Source organism: Luteimonas sp. GW821-FHT14E02, assembly GCF_058803905.1.
The window spans coordinates 58,844-78,613 of the sequence record NZ_JBXAPK010000004.1; the positions used below are offsets into that span (position 1 = coordinate 58,844).

The 19,770-nt window shown below is 62.6% G+C and carries 11 protein-coding genes; all 11 read left to right on the forward strand.

Translation table 11 applies throughout. The features are described from left to right. Positions 1–5 precede the first annotated feature (5 nt). The 11 genes from AC1RNP_RS08005 (at position 6) to AC1RNP_RS08055 (ending at position 19,716) form a co-directional block, all read left to right on the forward strand. Entirely contained in the window at positions 6–2,468 is a 2,463-nt protein-coding gene (locus AC1RNP_RS08005) for a sodium:solute symporter family protein (protein WP_493050731.1), read from the forward strand. Between the two features lie 112 nt (positions 2,469–2,580). Next, positions 2,581–3,450 carry a LysR family transcriptional regulator gene (locus AC1RNP_RS08010; protein WP_493050732.1) on the forward strand — a complete coding sequence of 290 codons (870 nt, stop codon included), beginning with the start codon at positions 2,581–2,583 and terminating at the stop codon, positions 3,448–3,450. Between the two features lie 304 nt (positions 3,451–3,754). Further along, positions 3,755–6,076, forward strand: a complete 2,322-nt coding sequence (locus AC1RNP_RS08015; RefSeq protein WP_493050733.1) for a TonB-dependent receptor — start codon at positions 3,755–3,757, stop codon at positions 6,074–6,076. Positions 6,077–6,102: 26 nt separating this feature from the next. Beyond that, positions 6,103–7,407 carry a serine hydrolase domain-containing protein gene (locus AC1RNP_RS08020; protein WP_493050734.1) on the forward strand — a complete coding sequence of 435 codons (1,305 nt, stop codon included), beginning with the start codon at positions 6,103–6,105 and terminating at the stop codon, positions 7,405–7,407. Continuing rightward, complete coding sequence (locus AC1RNP_RS08025) at positions 7,404–8,387, forward strand: ribokinase (protein WP_493050735.1); 984 nt, start codon at positions 7,404–7,406, stop codon at positions 8,385–8,387. The genes AC1RNP_RS08020 and AC1RNP_RS08025 overlap by 4 nt, the downstream gene beginning before the upstream one ends. Position 8,388: 1 nt before the next feature. Further along, a complete protein-coding gene (locus tag AC1RNP_RS08030; protein ID WP_493050736.1) occupies positions 8,389–10,587 on the forward strand; it encodes a formylglycine-generating enzyme family protein in 2,199 nt (732 codons plus the stop codon). Then, a complete protein-coding gene (locus AC1RNP_RS08035) occupies positions 10,584–12,443 on the forward strand; it encodes a glycoside hydrolase family 127 protein (RefSeq protein ID WP_493050737.1) in 1,860 nt (619 codons plus the stop codon). Before AC1RNP_RS08030 ends, AC1RNP_RS08035 begins: the two co-directional genes overlap by 4 nt. 123 nt (positions 12,444–12,566) lie before the next feature. Beyond that, on the forward strand, positions 12,567–13,772 hold the full coding sequence (locus tag AC1RNP_RS08040; protein ID WP_493050738.1) for a CaiB/BaiF CoA transferase family protein: 1,206 nt from the start codon (positions 12,567–12,569) through the stop codon (positions 13,770–13,772). An 81-nt stretch (positions 13,773–13,853) separates the two neighbouring features. Continuing rightward, on the forward strand, positions 13,854–14,843 hold the full coding sequence (locus tag AC1RNP_RS08045; RefSeq protein ID WP_493050739.1) for a transaldolase: 990 nt from the start codon (positions 13,854–13,856) through the stop codon (positions 14,841–14,843). Positions 14,844–15,072: 229 nt separating this feature from the next. Then, positions 15,073–16,686: an alpha-glucosidase gene (locus AC1RNP_RS08050; RefSeq protein ID WP_493050740.1), complete on the forward strand. Its 1,614-nt coding sequence runs from the start codon at positions 15,073–15,075 to the stop codon at positions 16,684–16,686. Positions 16,687–16,944: 258 nt separating this feature from the next. Further along, a complete protein-coding gene (locus AC1RNP_RS08055) occupies positions 16,945–19,716 on the forward strand; it encodes a TonB-dependent receptor (RefSeq protein WP_493050741.1) in 2,772 nt (923 codons plus the stop codon). Positions 19,717–19,770 lie beyond the last annotated feature (54 nt).

Here is a 19,770-nt window from a genome sequence, read left to right on the forward strand (position 1 = left end):
ACACGATGCATAGGATGATTCGCGCGTTCGTGGCGGCGTGCCTGTTGCTGGCGACAATGCCGGCATTCGCGGAAAACCTGGCACCGATGCGCAGCGGAACGCTTCCGGCGCTCGAAGCGGATACGGCAATCCTCGGTGTCGCGCAGGTGGAGGGCCATCCGCTCGCGATCCTGCGCGATTCGGTCTGGTGGCTGTCGCCGGATGGGACGGCATGGTCGCGATTGCACTGGGGGAGCGGAGCCGCTTCCACGAATATCGCGGGTACCTTCGGTAATGAATCGCAAAGTTATGTCCTGCTGACCGCGCCGGAATCGCGAGCGGTGATCGGCATTGCCCGGATCGGCATCACCAACGATGCGGTGGATCTGCAGCCATTGCCGCCGCTTCCCGTTCCCCTGGAACACGCACGAGGAGCACTGAAGGACGACACGCTGTACGTCGTGGGCAATGAAGGTGCGCAGCCACGCATGCTGCGGATCACGATCGGAGCGGAAAACCCGCAATGGACGCGTCTGGCGGGATGGCCTTCCGGCGTGGCGACATCGTTCGCGGTGCAGACGGCGGCGGTGTTCGTCACCGTGGCGGATGCGTCCGGCGGCGGCGAGCATCTGTGGCGCTGGTCCACGCGCGAAAGCGAAAAGGGCTGGACGGAGCAGGGTCGCGTTCCTGGCGCGATCGTGGTGGGTTCAGCGCGTGCGATCGGCCAGGCGCACGTGCTTTACCTGGTGCGTGATCCGAGCCGAAGCGATGCGCTGGCGACTCCCATGACGCTCCAGATCATCACCGGTGCCTGGACGGCATTGCCCGGAGCGACCGCGACCGACCCGATCGTAACGGCCGCCTGGCGCGATGGTGTCTTCTGGGCACGATCGGCGGCGGATGGCCGACGCGTCGAATTCGCCTATGCCCAGATCCAGCCCAGCCGGCAATTGCTGAAATGGCAGGACTGGCTGGTGATCGCCGTCTATCTGGCGTCGATGCTCGGCATCGGGCTGTACTTCTATCTGCGCGAGAAACGCAATTCCACGGCGAGTTTCTTCGTCGGCGGGCGCAGCATTCCGTTCTGGGCGGCGGGCGTGAGCCTGTACGCGGCCAACACCAGTTCGATCAGCTTCATCGCCATTCCGGCCAAATCGTTCGAGAGCAACTGGCAATACCTGACCAACAACCTGATCGCCGTGCTGGGCCTGATGTTCGTCGCGGTCTGGATCGTCCCGCTCCTGCGGCGTCTCAACCTGATGTCGGTGTTCTCGTATCTGGAGACGCGCTTTCATCCCGCGATCCGGATGCTCGCCAGCGCCTTGTGCATCGTGATGCAGATCGGCAGCCGGCTGAGCGTGATCCTGTTCCTGCCGGCGCTGGCGATCGCCACCATCACCGGCATCAGCGTAGTGTGGAGCGTGATCCTGATGGGTGGCTTCACCATCATCTACACCGCGATGGGCGGGATGAAGGCGGTGATCTGGACCGATGTCGTGCAGGTCATCGTCAAGATGGGCGGCGCGATCTTCGCCATCGGCTTCATCATCTGGAAACTGCATGGCGGCTTCGACGAGTTCTACTCGACGGCGATGGCCGAGAGCAAGTTCCATCTGCTCGATTTCAGCTTCGATCTCACCAAGGCAACGGTGTGGGGCTTCATCTTCCTCGTGCTGTTCGACGTGGTGTTGACCTTCCCGAAGGACCAGGTGCTGATGCAGCGCACCTTGTCGACGAAATCCGACAAGGAGGCCGGCCGTTCGATCTGGGCCTTCGCCGCGATCATGATTCCCGGCGGCTTCGTGTTCTACATGATCGGCACCGCGCTGTTCGTGTACTACAAGGCGCATCCGGAACGCATGAATCCCTTGCTGCCGATCGATGCCACGTTCCCGCTGTTCATCGCAGCGGAGCTGCCGACCGGTGTCACGGGGCTGATCATCGCCGGCATCTTCGCCGCGGCGATGGCGACGCTGTCGAGCATCATGAACAGTGTTGCCACGCTGATCTCCGTGGACTTCTACGAGAAGATCGCGAAAAACCCGACGCCGAAGCAGAGCGTGCTGTTCGCCGAGATCATGACCGTCGTTGTGGGGTTAGTCGGCATTGGCGTAGCGCTGCTGATGTCGCGCTTCGACATCCACTCCTTGTTTGACGTGTCGATCGAACTGGCAGGCCTGCTCGGCGGCGGCTTCGCCGGCGCCTACACCCTGGGCATGTTCACGCGCCGTGCCAATTCGCCGGGCGTGGCAATCGGAATCGGCTCCAGCATCTGCCTGACTCTGATAGCGTGGTCGTTCGATCTGGTGCATCCGTACTTCTACCTGGCGATCTCGATCCTGCTCTGCATCGTGATCGGATATCTGGCGAGCCTGCTGTTCCCGGCACCGACGCGTTCGCTGCACGGGCTGACGATCTATCGCCAGGATGCCGCTCCGGATGCGCCAGCCATTGCCGGCGCAGACAAAGGGGCGCCGGAAAGCCTGTAAACTCAGTCGTCGTTTCCGCGATGGCGGAAACGGCGGATAAACGGTCCCGAAGGCCAACGTGGCCTGGAATCCTTTGCAATCACGTCCTTGCAATCATGCCCGGATCGACAACGTGGAAACCCAGTTCCTCAATACTTTCGTCACCGTAGTCGAACAGGGGTCGATGGCGGCGGCGGCGCGCGTGCTCAACATCACGCCCGCGGCGGTGGCGCAGCAGATCCGCACGGTGGAGCGCGAACTCGGCACCAGCCTGATCGCGCGCGTCGGTCGCACCGTGAGCATGACCGAAGAGGGCGCGCGCATCCTGCAACGGGCACGCGAACTGCTGCGTGGCGTCGCCGATCTGCGCAGTATCGCCAACGACAGCGCTGTGTCTGGCGAGTTGCATCTGGGCGCATGCCCGACCGCGCTCGCGGGGATGCTGCCGGACATTCTGGCGCGGATGGTGGAGCAGTTTCCGGAGATCAACGTCTTCATCCGTCCGGGATATTCCGCCGAGCTGTATCGCGCGGTGGAAACCGGCGAACTCGACGCGGCATTGGTGCTGCAGGCGCCGTTCACCCTGCCCAAGACTTGCGACTGGCAATTACTGCGCGAGGAACCGCTGGTGGTGATCGCACCGCAATCGATGGCGGGGCGCGATCCGCACGAACTGCTCGCCAACGAGCCGCTGATCCGCTACGACCGCAACCAATGGGGCGGACGATTGGCCGACGACTATCTGCGTCGCGCCGGCATCGTGCCGCGTGAGCGTTTCGAGCTCAATGGACTTAATGCCATCGCGGTGATGGTCGATCGCGGGCTCGGCGTTTCGCTGGTGCCCGATTGGGCACGGCCGTGGCCGGAAGGGTTGCGTCTTGTGCGGCTGCCCTTGCCTGACGCTGGTGAACCGCGGCGCATCGGCATCGTCTGGTCGCGTTCCAGCGTGCGTATCCGCCTCGTCAACGTGCTGCTTGAGGAAAGCCGCAAGACGATGCAGTGATCACTACGGTCAGAATCTGACGTATAGCAAACGCCTAAACGAAGTGAGCATTGGAAAGTCCGCACATGGAGGTGCGGGTTTTGCGGAAGGATCCGCATGCCATTGTTGCGTCGCAACAAAGTTTTCCTATCGGCGTAAGCAACAAAAACTAGCCTCTGAACATAGTTCACGCGGATTTCACATATTGATCGAAGCGCATAGGCTGCCGTCGGTACAGGTGTGACGCGTTGTGTCGCATCAATGCCGAATGAGCACGTTGCGTTGCCGTGCTCCCGCAGCCACCGGAACTTCGAGAGACACGACGATGATCAAGCCGCTTTCCGCAGCGATCGCCTGCCTCCTGTTCGCAGGCGTTCCTGTCGAGAACGTCCGTGCGCAGGAGAACGCGCAAAGCGCTCCGCCCGACGCGAACGCGCAGGAGGAGAAAACGCCTGCGAACAGCACGAACCAGGCGCAGGAAGCGACCGACCTCGACAAGGTGGTCGTGACCGGCACGCGCACGCCGAAGGCGGTGGACAAGATTCCCGGCGCGATCACGCTGGTATCGAAGGAAGAGATCAAGCACACGCTGCTGGTCACGGAAGATGCGACGGCGGTGCTGGCGCGCACCGTGCCGGGCTATGCGGAAGCCTCGCAGGCGATGAGCAATGCCGGCGAAACTCTGCGCGGCCGCGTCGCGCTGCGCCTGTTCGACGGCGTGCCGCAGGGATCGCCGCTGCGCGACGGCAGCCGCAATGCGACTTTCACCGACATGGGCATCGTCGACCGCGTCGAAGTGATCAACGGCCCGTCGGCGTCGGAAGGCATCGGTGCGGCCGGCGGCATCATCAACTACATCTCCGCGACACCGACCAAGGAAGGCAACGAATTCCGCCTGCTGACGCGCTATTCCACCCAGTTCGCCGACGACAGCGAAGGCTGGAAGGTCGGCCTGAACTTCATGCGCAAGCAGGACAACTACGATCTGGTGGTGGGTATGTCGGTCATCGATCGCGGCATGGGCTACGACGCCGACGGTCGCCGCCTGGGCATGAACACCAGCGGTTCGGTCAACGATTCGGTGGCCAAGAACCTGTTCCTCAAGGGTGGCTTCAACTTCGGTGAGAACGGCGAGAAGCGGTTGCAGGCGACCTACAGCCATTTCAAGATCAAGGGGAACGGCGACTACATCCAGGTGGACGGTTGCCGGGATTACGATCCGGTGGATTGCCCGAATCCGAAGCCCAATACCTCTGAACGCGGCCACATCTTCGGCAGCAAGGCCGAGTTCAACGATTTTGAACAGTTCAACCTGATGTACACCGACGGTGATGTCTTCGGCGGCACGTTCAGCGCGAACGCTTATTGGGCGGATCAGGCGATGCGCTATCCGCCGGAGAATGGCGAGGATCGGCAGGATCCACTGATTCCGCCCAACGGACCGGATGGGCTGATCTGGGACCAATCGGAAATCGACACGAAGAAAGTCGGCCTGCGGACCGCCTGGGTGCGTTCCTCGTTGTTCAACGTGGAAGGTCTGGAACTGCGCACCGGCATCGACTGGGTACGCGACGAAGCGGAGCAGCGCCTGGCGCTCACCGATCGCACCTGGGTGCCGCCGATGAAATACACCAGCGTGGCGCCGTATGCGCAGCTGAGTTATGACATCGGTCCGTTCACGATCAGTGGTGGCATACGCCGAGAGGATGGAGAACTTGAAGTCGGCGACTACACCACCACATGGTATCGCGATCGTCGTCATGTCGACGGCGGCAAGTTGTCCTATGCGGAGACGCTGCGCAACCTTGGTGCTATCTGGCGCATCAACCAGCAATGGTCGACATTCGTGGCGTACGGCGAAGGTTTCGGCTTGCCCAACGTCGGCATTCCGCTGCGAAATATCTCTTGTCCCAACGATCCCGACGATGTCAAGCCGGATGGTTGCCCGGGTGACCCGCCTGCTTCGGTGGACTCCACCTTCCGCGAGCTGAAGGCCGTGGTGGTGAACAACCGCGAGTACGGCGTGAACTGGGTCGGCGAGAGCGCTTCGTTCAGCGCGTCCTTCTATGATTCCCGCTCCGATTACGGCACGTCCTTCGCGATCGATCCGGCCACCAACGACTATGTGCTCTTCCGCGCGCCGACGCGCATCAAGGGCATCGAGATGTCCGGTGACTGGAACATCAACGACGCGTGGAAGGTGAGCGCGCTGTATTCGCGCATTCGCGGCAAGACCGCGTTCTGGACCGAAGACCCGGAAGGGCGCTGGTCCGCGGGCGGCCTGAACAAGCCGATGGGCGCGCTGGACGTCAATCCGGACAAGATCGGCCTGACGGTGCGCTGGAAGTTCTCGCCAAAAGGCGATGTCACGCTGGGATCGACCACGTTGCTTTCGCGCGATCTGTCCGGCAGCGACGTTCGCGAATACGACGGAAGGGAGTTCAGCTACGAGGAACACACCAAGGGATACACGCTGCTCGATCTCGGTGTGAACTACAAGACGGATAAATATGGCCGTTTCTCGCTGGGCGTCGAAAACCTGACCGACAAGCAATACATCCTGAGCTGGTCGCAGGTGCCGGGTTTCCGCAACTACTGGGCGGGGCGCGGCAGGATGATCTCGTTCACGCATGAGTTCACGTGGTAGGAGCGGGATCGCGGTACGGTACGGGCATGCGCTGGTTCGTTTTACTGTCTTGCGGACTGGCGCTTGCCGGGACGCAGGCGTTCGGCAAACAGGCAACCGCCGATGGGGCGGCGGTGCGTACACCGCTGCCCCTTGCCACGCCCGCATCGGAAGGATTTTCCTCTCGACGATTGCAGAAGCTTGAGCGCTTCCTGCAGAAAGCGCTGGATCAGCGAGGTTATCTCGGCGGTGTCGTTCTGATCGCGCGCGACGGCCGTATCGTCGACTGGCGGGCCTACGGCCACCGCGACATCGCGCGTCGTGAGACTCTCCCGCGCGATGCGATCTTCCGCATCTATTCGATGACCAAGACGGTGACTTCGGTCGCCGTCCTGCAGTTGGCGGAAGCGGGGAAGCTTGAAGTTGATGCTCCGGTCGCGCGATACCTGCCGGAATTATCCAAACCGCAAGTCATGGTCGGAGGCACGGCCGATACGCTGGAGCTGGCGCCGGCGCGTAGCCAGATCACGATCCGCGAATTGCTCACCCACACTGCGGGATTCCCGGCCGGCCTCGGTGGCGACGAGGAGGCGGTGAAAGCACTGGAGCGCATCGATCCGCACGGCGCCAAGGATCTGCGCGGTTTCGTCGAACGCCTGAGCCGTGCGCCGCTGGCGGCGCAACCCGGTACACGTTTCGGTTATGACGGCGCAGCGCTGGAAGTGCTGGCGCGCCTGGTCGAGGTAGTGAGCGAGGAGCCTTTCGACGCCTATCTGCACAAGCACATCCTGAATCCGTTGCGCATGCACGATACGGGTTTCAGCGTTCCGGTGGAAAAACGCAACCGCATCATCGACATCACCACGATGGGGAGGGATGGCAGGTTGGTACTGGATGCCGGTCCCAGTGCGGTGGAGCCGGGTGCTCCCTTGAATGCCTATCCCAGCGGCGCCGGCGGCTTGTATTCGACGGCGGCCGACTACGCGCGCTTCTGCCAGATGCTGCTCGATGGCGGCACGCTGGATGATGCCCGCATCCTGAAGCGCGAAACTGTCGCATCGATGCTGCGCAACCAGCTCACCATGCTGGATCCGCCGGTCACCCAGTTCAGTGCAGGCGAAGGCTTCGGCTTCGGTGGCTATGTCGTGACCGACCCCGGCAAGCGCGAACAGGGTGGAGCGCTCGGGCAATTCGGCTGGTCCGGCGCCGCATCCACGACCTACATGATCAATCCGCGGGAACATCTGGTGGCGATCCTGATGCTGCAGCATCTGCCGCACGAGGGTGTTCACGATCTGCCGCGCATCAGTCGTGATTTCTATCGATTGGTCTACGACAGCCTGGAGCGATGATGGCGGCCGCAAGCGGGACGATTCTGGTGGCGGGATCGGCGAATCTGGATTTCGTGGTGCGCGCATCGCACGTGCCCGCGCCGGGAGAGACGGTGCTCGGACGCGATTTCGCCACGTTCCCCGGCGGGAAAGGCGCGAATCAGGCGGTCGCGTGCGCGCGCGCGGGTGGTGCGCGCACACGCATGCTGCTCGCGCTCGGTGTCGATGCGTTCGCCGTGCCGATCGAAACATCGCTGCGGGAAGCCGGTGTGCAGCTTGAAATCGTTCGCTGCGAGGACCGAGCCACCGGCACGGCATTCATCTGCCTGTCCGATGATGCGGAGAATGCGATCACTGTCGCCCCTGGCGCCAATGCCGCCTTGAGGCCGGAGCATCTGCAGGATCTCGCTGGCGTCGACACCCTGCTGCTGCAATTGGAAACGCCACTGGATACTGTCGTCGGCTGGGCGCGTGCCGCAAAGGCCGCGAACGTCCGTGTGGCGTTGAATGCCGCGCCGGCGCGCGAATTGCCGGCGTCTCTGCTGGCCGTGATCGATGTGTTGATCGTCAACGAAGGCGAACTGGCGACGGTCACCGGCATCAAGGGCGATATCGGCGCCGCGCTCGCCGCAACCGGTGTGCCATGCGTGATCGTCACGCTGGGCGCGCGGGGTTGCTGCGCCTATGCGGATGGCGAGATTCGCCTACAACCCGGCTTCCGCATCGATCCGATGGACACCACGGCGGCCGGCGATACGTTCTGCGGGACGCTTGTCGCATCGCTCGCCCGGAACGGGACACTCGACGATGCCATGCGCCACGCCTGCGCCGCCTCGGCATTGGCCTGCACCCGGATGGGCGCGCAAACCAGTATCCCGGCACGGGAAGAGGTCGAAGCCTGGCTGGTCTCGGCCATGCCCGAGCCGGAAGCCGCGTACGATGCGCTCGCCACCTACTGCGGTCTTGCGCGACACTTCTCTCCACCACGCATTGCACCCTGACATGACCCGAGACTCCGACTCCTCCGACGCATCGAAGACGACATCGCCCGCGACGCCGCGACGCAAGGTGAAGACGGAGTACAAGTTCTCGCACGTCACGACAGGCCGTTACCTGCCACTGCCCGGCAAGGCGCCGGGCTGGCCGTTCGCCGAGATCGGGCACTGGAAAATCGATGTCAACAGCACCGCGGACGACTGGATCGCGGAGCTGATCGACTGGCGCCGCGAGCACCTCACCCGGATCGGTTACGACGACGCCAACTATCGCCGCCCGGAGCTGCAATGGGCACAACGCAATTTCGTGCATGCGCAGATGATGGTCGAGGATCGCTACTTCTACGATCCGGTGGCGGGGAAGTACACGGTCGACCGTTATCTCGACGATCTCGAGCAACGCTTCGGCGGCATCGACAGCGTGCTGATCTGGTTCGTCTATCCGAACATCGGCATCGACGATCGCAACAAGACCGACTTGGCTCATGATCTGCCGGGCGGGATCGAAGGTCTGCGCGGCGCGGTCGAGGATTTCCACCGCCGCGGCGTTCGCGTGTTCCTGCCCACCATGCCCTGGGACAACGGCACGCGCCCACCCGAAAAGAACGATTGGCAGAGCATCGCCGAGCTGGTCGCGGCGGTCGGTGCCGATGGTGTCAATGGCGACACCTACAACGGCGTGCCGCGTGCGTTCTTCGATGCCTGCGATGCATTGGGGCATCCGGTGGTGTTGCAGCCGGAATCGACGATCAGCGCGGAAGAGCAGCTGATCTGGAACGTGCAGAGCTGGGGCAAGAAAGTGCCGGCCGATGTCGTGCCCTCGGTCGCCAAGTTCAAGTGGCTGGAACCGCGCCACATGATCAACTACGAGAACCGCTGGGGGCGCGATCGAACGAACGACCTCCAGTACATCTTCTTCAACGGCGTCGGCTACAACGCCTGGGAGAACATCTGGGGCATCTGGAACCAGCTCACGCCGCGCGATGCCGAGGCGTTGCGCCGCATCGCCGCCATCGAACGCAAGTTCGCGGCGCTGATGGTGAGCATGGAGTGGCGGCCCTACGAGCCGACCCTGCAAGCCGGCGTTTTCGCGAGCCGCTTTCCCGGTGCCGGCGTGACGCTGTGGACCCTGGTCAATCGAAACGAGTACACGGTCAGTGGCGAACAGATCGCGATACCGCATGATGAGGGAATGCGCTATTTCGATGCATGGAATGGCGTTGCGTTGCAGCCGCGTCTGGATACGGGACATGCGGTGTTTGATTTCACGCTCGAAGGGCGTGGATTCGGTGCTTTGGTGGCGCTGGAGCCCGGGGTCGACGTCGACGGGCTGGAAACATTTCTGGCCAACATGCGCGAACGCGCCGCGACGCCGCTCCAATCACTTTCCAATGTCTGGCGTTCGTTGCCGCAGCAATCGGTGCCGATCGAGCCTGTTGCGCCGGTGGATGTGGCTCCGTCCGGCATGGTCAGGATTCCGGGAGGCGATTTTGATTTCGTCGTTGGCGGGATTGAGATCGAAGGCCAGACCTGGGAGGGCAACGACGTGCAATATCCATGGGAGGACAGCCCGCGGCGCGGTCATCGCCGGCGCATGCGGATGGAGCCGTTCTTCATCGATCGCACGCCGGTGACCAATGCGCAGTTCAAGGAATTCCTCGATGCCAGCGGTTATCACCCGCGCGATGCGCACAACTTCCTGCGTCATTGGCACGATGGTGCGCCGCAGGCGGGGCACGGGAACAAACCCGTGATCTGGGTTTCGCTCGAGGATGCGCGCGCCTATGCGCAATGGGCCGGCAAACGCCTGCCACGCGAATGGGAATGGCAGTATGCGGCACAAGGCACGGATGGGCGCCCGTATCCCTGGGGCAACGATTGGCGTGACGATGCGGTGCCCCAGGTTAATCGCGGGCGCGAGCTGATTGCTCCCGATGATGTCGATGCGCATCCGCAAGGCGCCAGTCCGTTCGGCGTGCTGGATCTGGTCGGCAACGTCTGGCAATGGACCGATGAATACAGGGACGAACACACACGCGCCGCCGTGTTGCGCGGCGGCAGTGCCTATCAGCCGCAAACCTCGCATTGGTATTTCCCGCAGGCTTATCGGCTCGACCAGCACGGGAAATATCTGCTGATGGCCCCGTGCAAGGATCGTTCCGGTTGCGTCGGGTTCCGCTGCGTGGTGGATGCGCGCCGGCCATGATCCTGCGCGAGGTGCAACTGCGAGGATTGCTCGGCGATGCGCTGGATGCGAACCGGCGTGGCCGCCTGTCGCACTTCATCGTCGACGAGACCAGCCCCGCGATCGCGATATTCGCGCCGGAGCGGCGCAAGGACAATCACGAGGGTGACTGGTACGGCGAGCACGCCGGGAAGTGGCTGATCGCGACCGCGAAGGCCGTGGCGCGCAGCGGCGATGCAGATCTTGAGGCGAACCTGCGCCAGGTCGCGGACTATCTGGTTTCGCTGCAGGAAGCGGATGGTTATCTCGGCACCTATGCGTCGGCGCGACGCTTCATGCGCAAGCAGCCACCAAAACCTGGCACTTGGGATGGCGCGCCGAGCGTGCGGACCTGGGATATCTGGACGCACAGTTATCTGATCCTCGGCTTGATCGAGACATATCGGCATCTCGGTGAGCCGCGTTATCTCGACGCCGCGCGCAAGATCGGTGACCTCTGCTGGCAGACTCTCGATGCCGAAGGGATCGACATCAACGAACTCGGCAATCATCACGGCATGTCGGCGACCGTGCTGATGGATCCCGCGGCTGAGCTGTATTTCGTCACTGGCGAACGTCGCTATCTGGATCTGGCCCTGCTTGTCTTGAGACAGGCGGATGCCAATCCCGCGCTCGCATTGCTCACGTGCGCGACGGAAGGCATCGACGCATCGGAGATCGCGACCGGCAAGGCCTATCAATTGGCCTGGAACCTAGTGGGGCTGGCCAAACTGCACAAGGCGACCGGACGCGACGATCTTCGGCTCGCCGTGGACAATCTGTGGCGCAGCATCCGCGACCATCACCTCACGCTTGGCGGCGGTCCCTGGGGCGGCGTGGCGCATCGTTCGCGTGAGGTCTTCAATCCCGCTGGCGTGTTCAGCCCGTATGGCTACGTGGAAACCTGTTCGACGTTGGCGTGGATTCAATTGAATCGCGAGCTGCTCGCGATCACCGGCGAAGCACGTTATGCCGAGGAGATCGAGCGCTCTGCCTACAACGATTTGTTGGGTGCGCAGGCGCCGGATGGCGAGGACTGGTGCTACTACGTCTTCCCGAACGGAAAGCGCGTGCACACCACGTATTGGCGTTGCTGCAAATCGAGCGGCGCGATGGCGTTGGAGGAGTTGCCCGCGATCGCTTATGGCGTATCGGTGGGGCAGGACATCGCCATCAATCTGCTCGGGCCAGGTCGTGCGTTGTACGAGGACGAGAAGGCGGGGCGGATCGTGGTCGAACAGACCACAGCCTATCCCTTTGACAGCGAGATTCGCATCGCGATCGAGCCGGAGCGTGCGGCGAGGTTCGCGGTGCGCCTGCGCGTTCCCGCATGGGCGCAAGGCGCGAAGCTGCGCGTTGGCGGCGTCGCGGCCGAGGACTATGCCGTCGAACCCGGCGGCTATGCCGTGATCGAGCGCGAGTGGCAGCCTGGAGACGCCATCTCCGCGCTTTTCCCGATGGAGCCGTGCATGCATCGCGCGATCAACCGCAACGTCCAGGAATCACGCGCGCCGGATGGCAGCCCCGTGCAACAGCAGGTGCTGCGCTTCGAATATCTCGCGATCACGCGCGGCCCGCTGGTGTACGCCAGCGAATTGATCGACGGGTTCAAGATCGAGGAAACCTTGCGGCTCCCGAAGACACCGCAGGCGCAATGGCTGCGACTGCTGCCGGCCGGGCATGACGGCGATCCGCCGCGCATCGGGCTGGATCCGGGATACCGCGCGCCGATCGTCTTCCAGCCGTATTTCGCGGTCGGTGGCCGCCGTGACGGCACCTGGCGCCTCACCTGGATGCAGCTGGCCCCGGAAGACGACGCCCAGCCACCCGCGCCGTAACGCGTTCATCGCCGCTTACGCAATAATTTGTAGCGCCAGAACATATGAAGCCAGCCTGTTTCTCAGGCGCATCATTGCGCAGAGTGAAAGGACGCAGCCATGGCGACCCTACGACCCCCACGTATGCAAACCTCTCCGCCTGATCCGGCGAAGCACGGCCAGGAGGCCCGCGGGCCGCTGAGCGGCGTGCGCGTGCTCGATCTCAGTGCCTACATCGCCGGCCCCTACGGCTGCACGCTGCTCGCCGATCAGGGCGCGGACGTGATCAAGATCGAGCCGCCGGATGGCGACAACCTGCGCCAGTATCCGTCGACGCTGTCGAGCGAGAGCCGCGCCTTCCTCGGCGTCAACCGCGGCAAGCGTGGCATCGTGCTCGACCTCAAGCAGGCGGAAGACCACGCCGCGCTACTGCGGCTGGTGCGCGAGGCCGATGTGCTGGTGCACAACTTCCGGCCGAGCGTGCCGAAGCGGTTGGGCATCGATCACGATCGCCTCAACCTGATCAATCCGCGCCTGATCTACTGCGCGGTGACCGGCTACGGCGAGACCGGCCCGATGAAGGACAAGGCCGGCTACGACCAGGTGTTGCAGACGATGACCGGCATGTGCGCGCTGCAGGGCAAGCGCGGCGGCGCGCCGGAAATCATCTACGGCTCGGTGGTGGACTACTACGCGGCCGCGCTGCTGGCCTCCGGTGTGGCATCGGCGCTATATGAGCGCGAGCGCAGCGGCCTCGGTCAATACGTCGGCGTCTCCCTGCTGCGCAGCGCGCTGACGATGCAATCGGCGCGGATGATCTGGGCCGAGGGCGAGGCGCTCGACATCGGCCGCGACATGCGCTCGGGCGGTGTCACCGGCATCCATCCGACCGGTGAGGGCTATCTCTATCTTTCCGCGAACACAGCGCGTTTCTGGAAAGCGCTGTGCGCGAAAACCGGGCTGGACGCACTCGCGGACGATCCCCGTTACGACAGCGTGCGCAAGCGCGCCGAACATGCGGCCGAGATCGTGCCCAAGTTGCACGCCGCGCTCGCCACGCGTGATGCTCAGGAATGGGAAACACTGTTCGGTGACGAGGTGCCTTGCGCCGCAGCCCGTCGCATCGAGGACATGTTCGAGCATCCGCAGGTGCTCGCCGAAGGCATCGTGGGCACGTTCGAACATCCGCTGGTGGGGCGTTATCGCGGTGTCACCCATCCGATCAAGTTCGGGCGCACGCCAGGGCCGGAGCCATCCGCGGCTCCGGCGCTCGGACAGCATGCCGAGTCGTTGAGCGCGGCGAAGGCGCCTTGGCGTGATCTTTCCGAGGAAGCTGAATCCAAGGCGTGATCTGGAAACGATCGGGGACGTGAGGATCCGTCCGACTTGCGCGATACTGAGGAAAGCTTCCCCCGCAGACGGTCACGCCGCATGAACACGAATCCTGTTTCCAGCATCGCTCCCGATACCGCCTCCAAGCTGGCGCAACTGCGCGAAATGTCGGTGGTGGTGGCCGATACCGGCGATTACGCCGCGGTCGAGCGCCTGCGGCCGGTGGATTGCACCACCAACCCGACCATCGTGCGCAAGGCGCTGGATCTGCCCGTCTACGCCGATCTGATCGAGGAACATCTGCAGTGGGGGCGCACGCAATCCGGTGATCCCGAGCGCGTCGCCGCGGAAGTGGCCGACCGCCTGACCGTCGGTGTCGGCAAGCGGCTCTCGGGCCTGATCCCGGGGCGCGTATCCACCGAAGTCGATGCCGATCTCTCATACGACACCGAGGCGACCATCGCCAAGGCTCGCCGCTTCATCGCGATGTACGACGGCATCGGTGTTCCGCGCGAGCGCATCCTGATCAAGGTTGCCGCGACCTGGGAAGGCATCCGCGCCGCCGAACAGCTGCAGCGCGAAGGCATCGATTGCAATCTCACCTTGATCTTCAATCGCACCCAGGCGCTGGCCTGCGCGGAAGCCGGCGTGTTCCTGATCTCGCCCTTCGTCGGCCGCATTCTCGACTGGTACGTGGCGCATGGCGAAAAGCCGGCCACCATCGATGACGACCCCGGCGTGCGCTTCGTGCGCGGCGTCTACGACGCATTCAAGCGTCGCGGCGTGTCGACCGTGGTGATGGGCGCCTCGTTCCGGTCCACCGCGCAGATCGAAGCATTGGCTGGCTGCGACCGTCTGACGATTTCGCCCGATTTGTTGCAGGCGCTCGAGGACGATGCCGGCACGCTGACGCGCAAGCTCGTGCCACCCAGCGCCGCCGGTGCGTCGACGGAAGCACCGATCGACGCCGAGGCATACCAGCGTGACCTCGCCGCCGATCCCATGGCCACCGAGAAGCTGCGTGACGGCATCGCCATTTTCGCCAAGGACCTGGCCGGACTGCGCACGGACCTTGCCAAGCGCCTCTAAAGACACCCGGACTACTTCTCTAGAGAACGCCCCTTTGAGTTAAGGGGCGCCGCGACAGCGGCGGGGTTGTGGAAGTCACGCACCTGGGACCCAACGTTTGCAAAGCAAACATTGGGGGTTGATCCGCCGCATGCCGGACCAACCGGTGAATACGTATGCGAAGCCGCTGACGCAGCGACTGGGAGGCTTATGCTTCGCCCCGGTTTCGACACCTCGATTCGGGCAAGCGATGAGCGATACGCAATGGTGGCGCGGCGCCGTCATCTATCAGGTTTATCCGCGCAGTTTCCTCGATACCGACGGTGACGGCGTCGGCGATCTGCCCGGCATCGTCGACAGGCTCGACTACATCGCCGGCCTCGGCGTGGATGCGATCTGGATCTCGCCGTTCTTCAAGTCGCCGATGGCCGATTTCGGCTACGACATCGCCGACTATCGCGCGGTCGATCCGCTGTTCGGCACGCTGGAGGATTTCGATCGCCTGCTGCACAAGGCGCATGCGCTTGGCTTGAAGGTGATGATCGATCAGGTGCTCAGCCACACTTCGAGCGAGCACGCCTGGTTCCGCGAAAGCCGGCAGAGCCGCGACAATCCCAAGGCCGACTGGTACGTATGGGCCGATGCCCGCGAGGACGGCACGCCGCCCAACAACTGGATGTCGCTGTTCGGTGGCGTGGCCTGGACCTGGGAACCGCGGCGCGGCCAATACTATCTGCACAATTTCCTGTCTTCGCAGCCGGACTTGAATTTCCATAATCCTGAAGTTCAAGCGGCGACGCTGGAGAACGTGCGCTTCTGGCTGGATCGCGGTGTCGATGGCCTGCGGCTGGATGCGATCAACTTCTGCTTTCACGATGCGCAACTGCGCGACAACCCGCCGAAACCGCTGGAGAAACGGGTGGGGCGTGGTTTCAGTCCCGACAATCCGTATGCATTCCAGTACCACTACTACAACAATACGCAGCCGGAGAATCTGCCGTTCCTCGAGCAGCTTCGGTCACTGCTCGATCGCTATCCAGGCACCGCTGCGCTTGGCGAAATCTCGTCCGAGGACTCGCTGGCGACCACCGCCGAGTACACGCGCGAAGGGCGTCTCCACATGGGTTACAGCTTTGAGCTGCTGACCGACGATTTCAGCGCACATTACATCCGCGACACGGTGTCGCGCCTGGAAGCAGGGCTCGATCAAGGCTGGCCGTGCTGGGCGCTATCGAATCATGACGTACAGCGCGTGGCCAGTCGCTGGGGCGGGCAAGACGCGCCGCCCGCTTTGGCCAAGCTGCTCAATGCGATGCTTTGTTCGCTGCGCGGATCGGCTTGCGTCTATCAGGGTGAGGAACTGGGCCTGCCTGAGGCGGAAGTTCCTTTCAAAGCATTGCGCGATCCTTATGGCATCGCGTTCTGGCCGAATTTCAAGGGTCGCGATGGCTGCCGCACGCCGCTGCCGTGGACCCGCGATGCCGACGGTGGCTTCAGCCATGGACAATCCTGGTTGCCGATCCCCGAGTCGCATCGCATGCGTTCGATCGCCGCGCAGGAACACGATCCGGACTCCGTATTGCAGGCATTCCAGAGGTTCCTGCGCTGGCGCCGCGAGCAGCCGGCGCTGCGCAATGGCGCGATCCAGATGTTCGAGACACCCGAGCCCGTGCTGGCTTTCCAGCGTGAGCATGAAGGAGAGCGGATGCTGGCAGCATTCAATCTGTCGGACGCGGAAGCCGAAATAAGCTTGCCACTGCAAGATCCTCTGCCGTTGGAGGGCCATGGCCTGCCTTCCGGCACGTTCGAGAACGGAGTGGTGCGTCTTCCGGCGCATGGTGTGCTATTCGCGCGTTTGAGGTAATGCAAGTCGCAATTCTCCGGATGCATCGAGTTTGTAAACGCTTTCGATCAATGCTGCGCTGCAGCGAAAATCTTGTTCATGTGTCGAAGAACGACCTCGACGCAATGAATACGTATGCATGCAATTGTTTCCGTCACGTCGGCGTAACACCATTGCCACCGCGCCGAGGGGGCGGTCATCACTGCGTAGCGCGATTGTCCTCGCATCCGCAAGCGCAGCCGAAAAATCCATATCAACGACCCGGAGGGGGTACGTCTGATGTTCAAGTCTCGCTTTCCAAGGCGTGACCTGCTGGCCGCCGCGCTGGCGTCCGCATGTGCAAGCTTCGCCTTTTCCGCCGTTGCCCAAGAGACGACGTCTGCGCCTGCGGACACGCAACCAGCCGCAGAGGCGCAACCGGCCACCGCTGGAGCATCCACGCTGGAAACCGTGCAGGTGACCGGTAACCGCCGTGTGCAGTCGATCCAGAAGTATTCCGGCACGATCCAGTCGTTCACCGCGACGCAGCTGGACAAGCTCGGCGTCAACACAGACATCCGTAATCTCTCGGCCGTCGTGCCGGCGTTGCAGATCACCAAGCAGGAAGGCAAGTACGAGATGTACCTGCGCGGTATCGGCGCCTCCGATTCCGACTTCTCCTCCGATCCCGCTGTCGCCACCTACTACAACGGCGTGTACCTGCCGCGTCCGCGTTCGATCGGCCCGATGTTCTTCGACATCGAGCGTGTGGAAGTCAACAAGGGCCCGCAGGGTACGGTGCGCGGCCGCAACGCCGCTGCCGGTTCGATCAACGTGATCCCGAACCAGCCGCAGCTGGGCGAATTCGGTGGCAACGTGAAACTCGGCGTCGGCAACTACGACTTCCGCCAATATGAAGCCGTGGTCAACGTTCCCCTGACCGAAACGCTGGCCACGCGTATCGCGCTGTTCAACGAGAAGCGCGATTCCTACATCGAGAACGGCTATCCCTTCGACTACGAGGGGCCGGGTGCGATCGACAACACAGCCGTGCGCGCATCGTTCCTGTGGCAGCCGAACGATAAGTTCTCCGCCTACATGATGCTGGACAACGTGAAGGAGAAGGGCACGGGCGATCCCGGCATGTTCACCGAGCGTGCGTTGTCCGCCGGCTACGACATCAAGGATCTCGACGACCCATTCCGCCAGTATTTCCGCCGGCCGGGTTACAGCACCAACGACATCAAGGGCATCTCGGGCACCTTCACCTACCACTTCAATGATGCGGTGGCGGTGGAGTTCAACACGTCCTATCGCAAGTACGACTTCTACAACAAGAACGCCTCACGTGAATGGCAGCTCGGCCCCGTGTATCCGGGCTCGGAAGCGGACGCTTATCACGCACCGAATCGCCTGCAGTGGTATGACACGTTCTATCAGGCCGACAAGTCCAGTTCGCGCGTCAACGAACTCCGCTTCTTCGGCGATACCGGTCGCCTGATCTGGTCGGCGGGCCTGTTCAACTACGGCGAGAAGTACGACTACGTGTCGTGGGACGTGGGCAACGGCTACTGGGGTGACTGCGACTGGTATCGCCCCGGCACCATCTGCGGTTGGCAGAACGGTCTGGGCGGCGAAAACCGTGGCAATGGTTCGAAAGTCGAATCGAATGCGGTCTACACCGACCTCAGTTTCGCCGTCAACGACAAGCTGCGCCTGATCGGTGGTGCTCGTTACACCCGCGACAAGAAGACCGCGAAGGAAACGAACGCGCAGTACCAGTTCATCGTGCCGGAAGAGCTGTTCGCAGATTTTGGCATCACGCCTTCCGATCTGGTCATCGGATCGCCCGGTTTCCGGCTCAAGGCGCCGGGCGATCGTGCGTTCGGCACGCCGAGCGTCTGCAACGCCAGCGGCTGCACGCCGGGTCCGAACTCAGTGGATTACTTCTTGGATGGCATCGCGAACTGGGGTGTCAACGACAACTGGGATGATTTCCTGCGTGCGTACCACGACCAGATCGAGGTCCGGATCACGTCTGACTTCCCCAGCGGCACGAGCAAGGACGTCTACAAGGACAGCTTCGTCGATTGGCGTGCGGGTGTGGAATACGACATCACCGACGACATGATGTTCTATGCCACCGTGTCGACAGGAACCCGCTCCGGTGGTCTCAATCGGCCACTGTTCTTAGACGATGGCACAAAACTCGCGACTACCTTCAAGCCTGAGAAGCTGACTTCTTATGAAGTCGGCCTGAAGAGCGACATGACCTGGGGTGAAGTGCCGGTGCGTCTGAATGGTGCCTTGTTCTATTACGACTATAAGGACAAGGTGCTGCAGAACATGATCGATATCCCGAACCCGAATGGCGGCAACCCCAATGCCACGAAGCGTTTGGTTTATAACGACAACGCAGCAAACGCCAGAGTGCTGGGGTTGGAGCTTGAGGGCAAGTTTGGCTTCGCCCACAACGTCGATCTCGGATACAACTTCACCTATCTGGATACGAAGTTCAAGAATTCTGACATCCTCGATACCCGCACCCCTGGATGCAGTTGTGATGATGACGGGTTGTTTGTGCCAATCGACGGAAATCGTCTCCCGTTCACTTCGAAGTACAACGTCAACCTCAATCTTTCGCAGACGGTCGATGTGGACTGGAGTGGGATTAGCTCTTTCGACTGGACCATCAATTTGTCATATCGGTCCAAGTATTATTTGACAGCCTTCAACGGCAAGGGATTCGCGGGAATATACAACGAGGCGGGGAATCGTGTCGGTGTTAGAGAAATCCCTCTTGAACAAATGAAGTTCAACAATAATAACGATGCCTTCGGACCAACGCAGTTGAACGGCCTGGCCATGCGCGACGATGTCGACGGCTTCACCACCGTCAACGTTTCGGCCGGCCTGAACTTCGGGCAGGACGAGAGCATGCGCGTCGATGGGTTCATCTCGAACCTGACCGACGAGGTCTATTCCGGCAAGGGCTTCATCAACAATTCGGTCAACATCCGCTACCTCAACACCCCGCGGATGTACGGCGTCCGTTTCAGCGCCAAGTTCTGACCGATCGCGCGGGAGCGTCGCGAACGCTCCCGCGCGAGGCCTGTATGCTGTCCG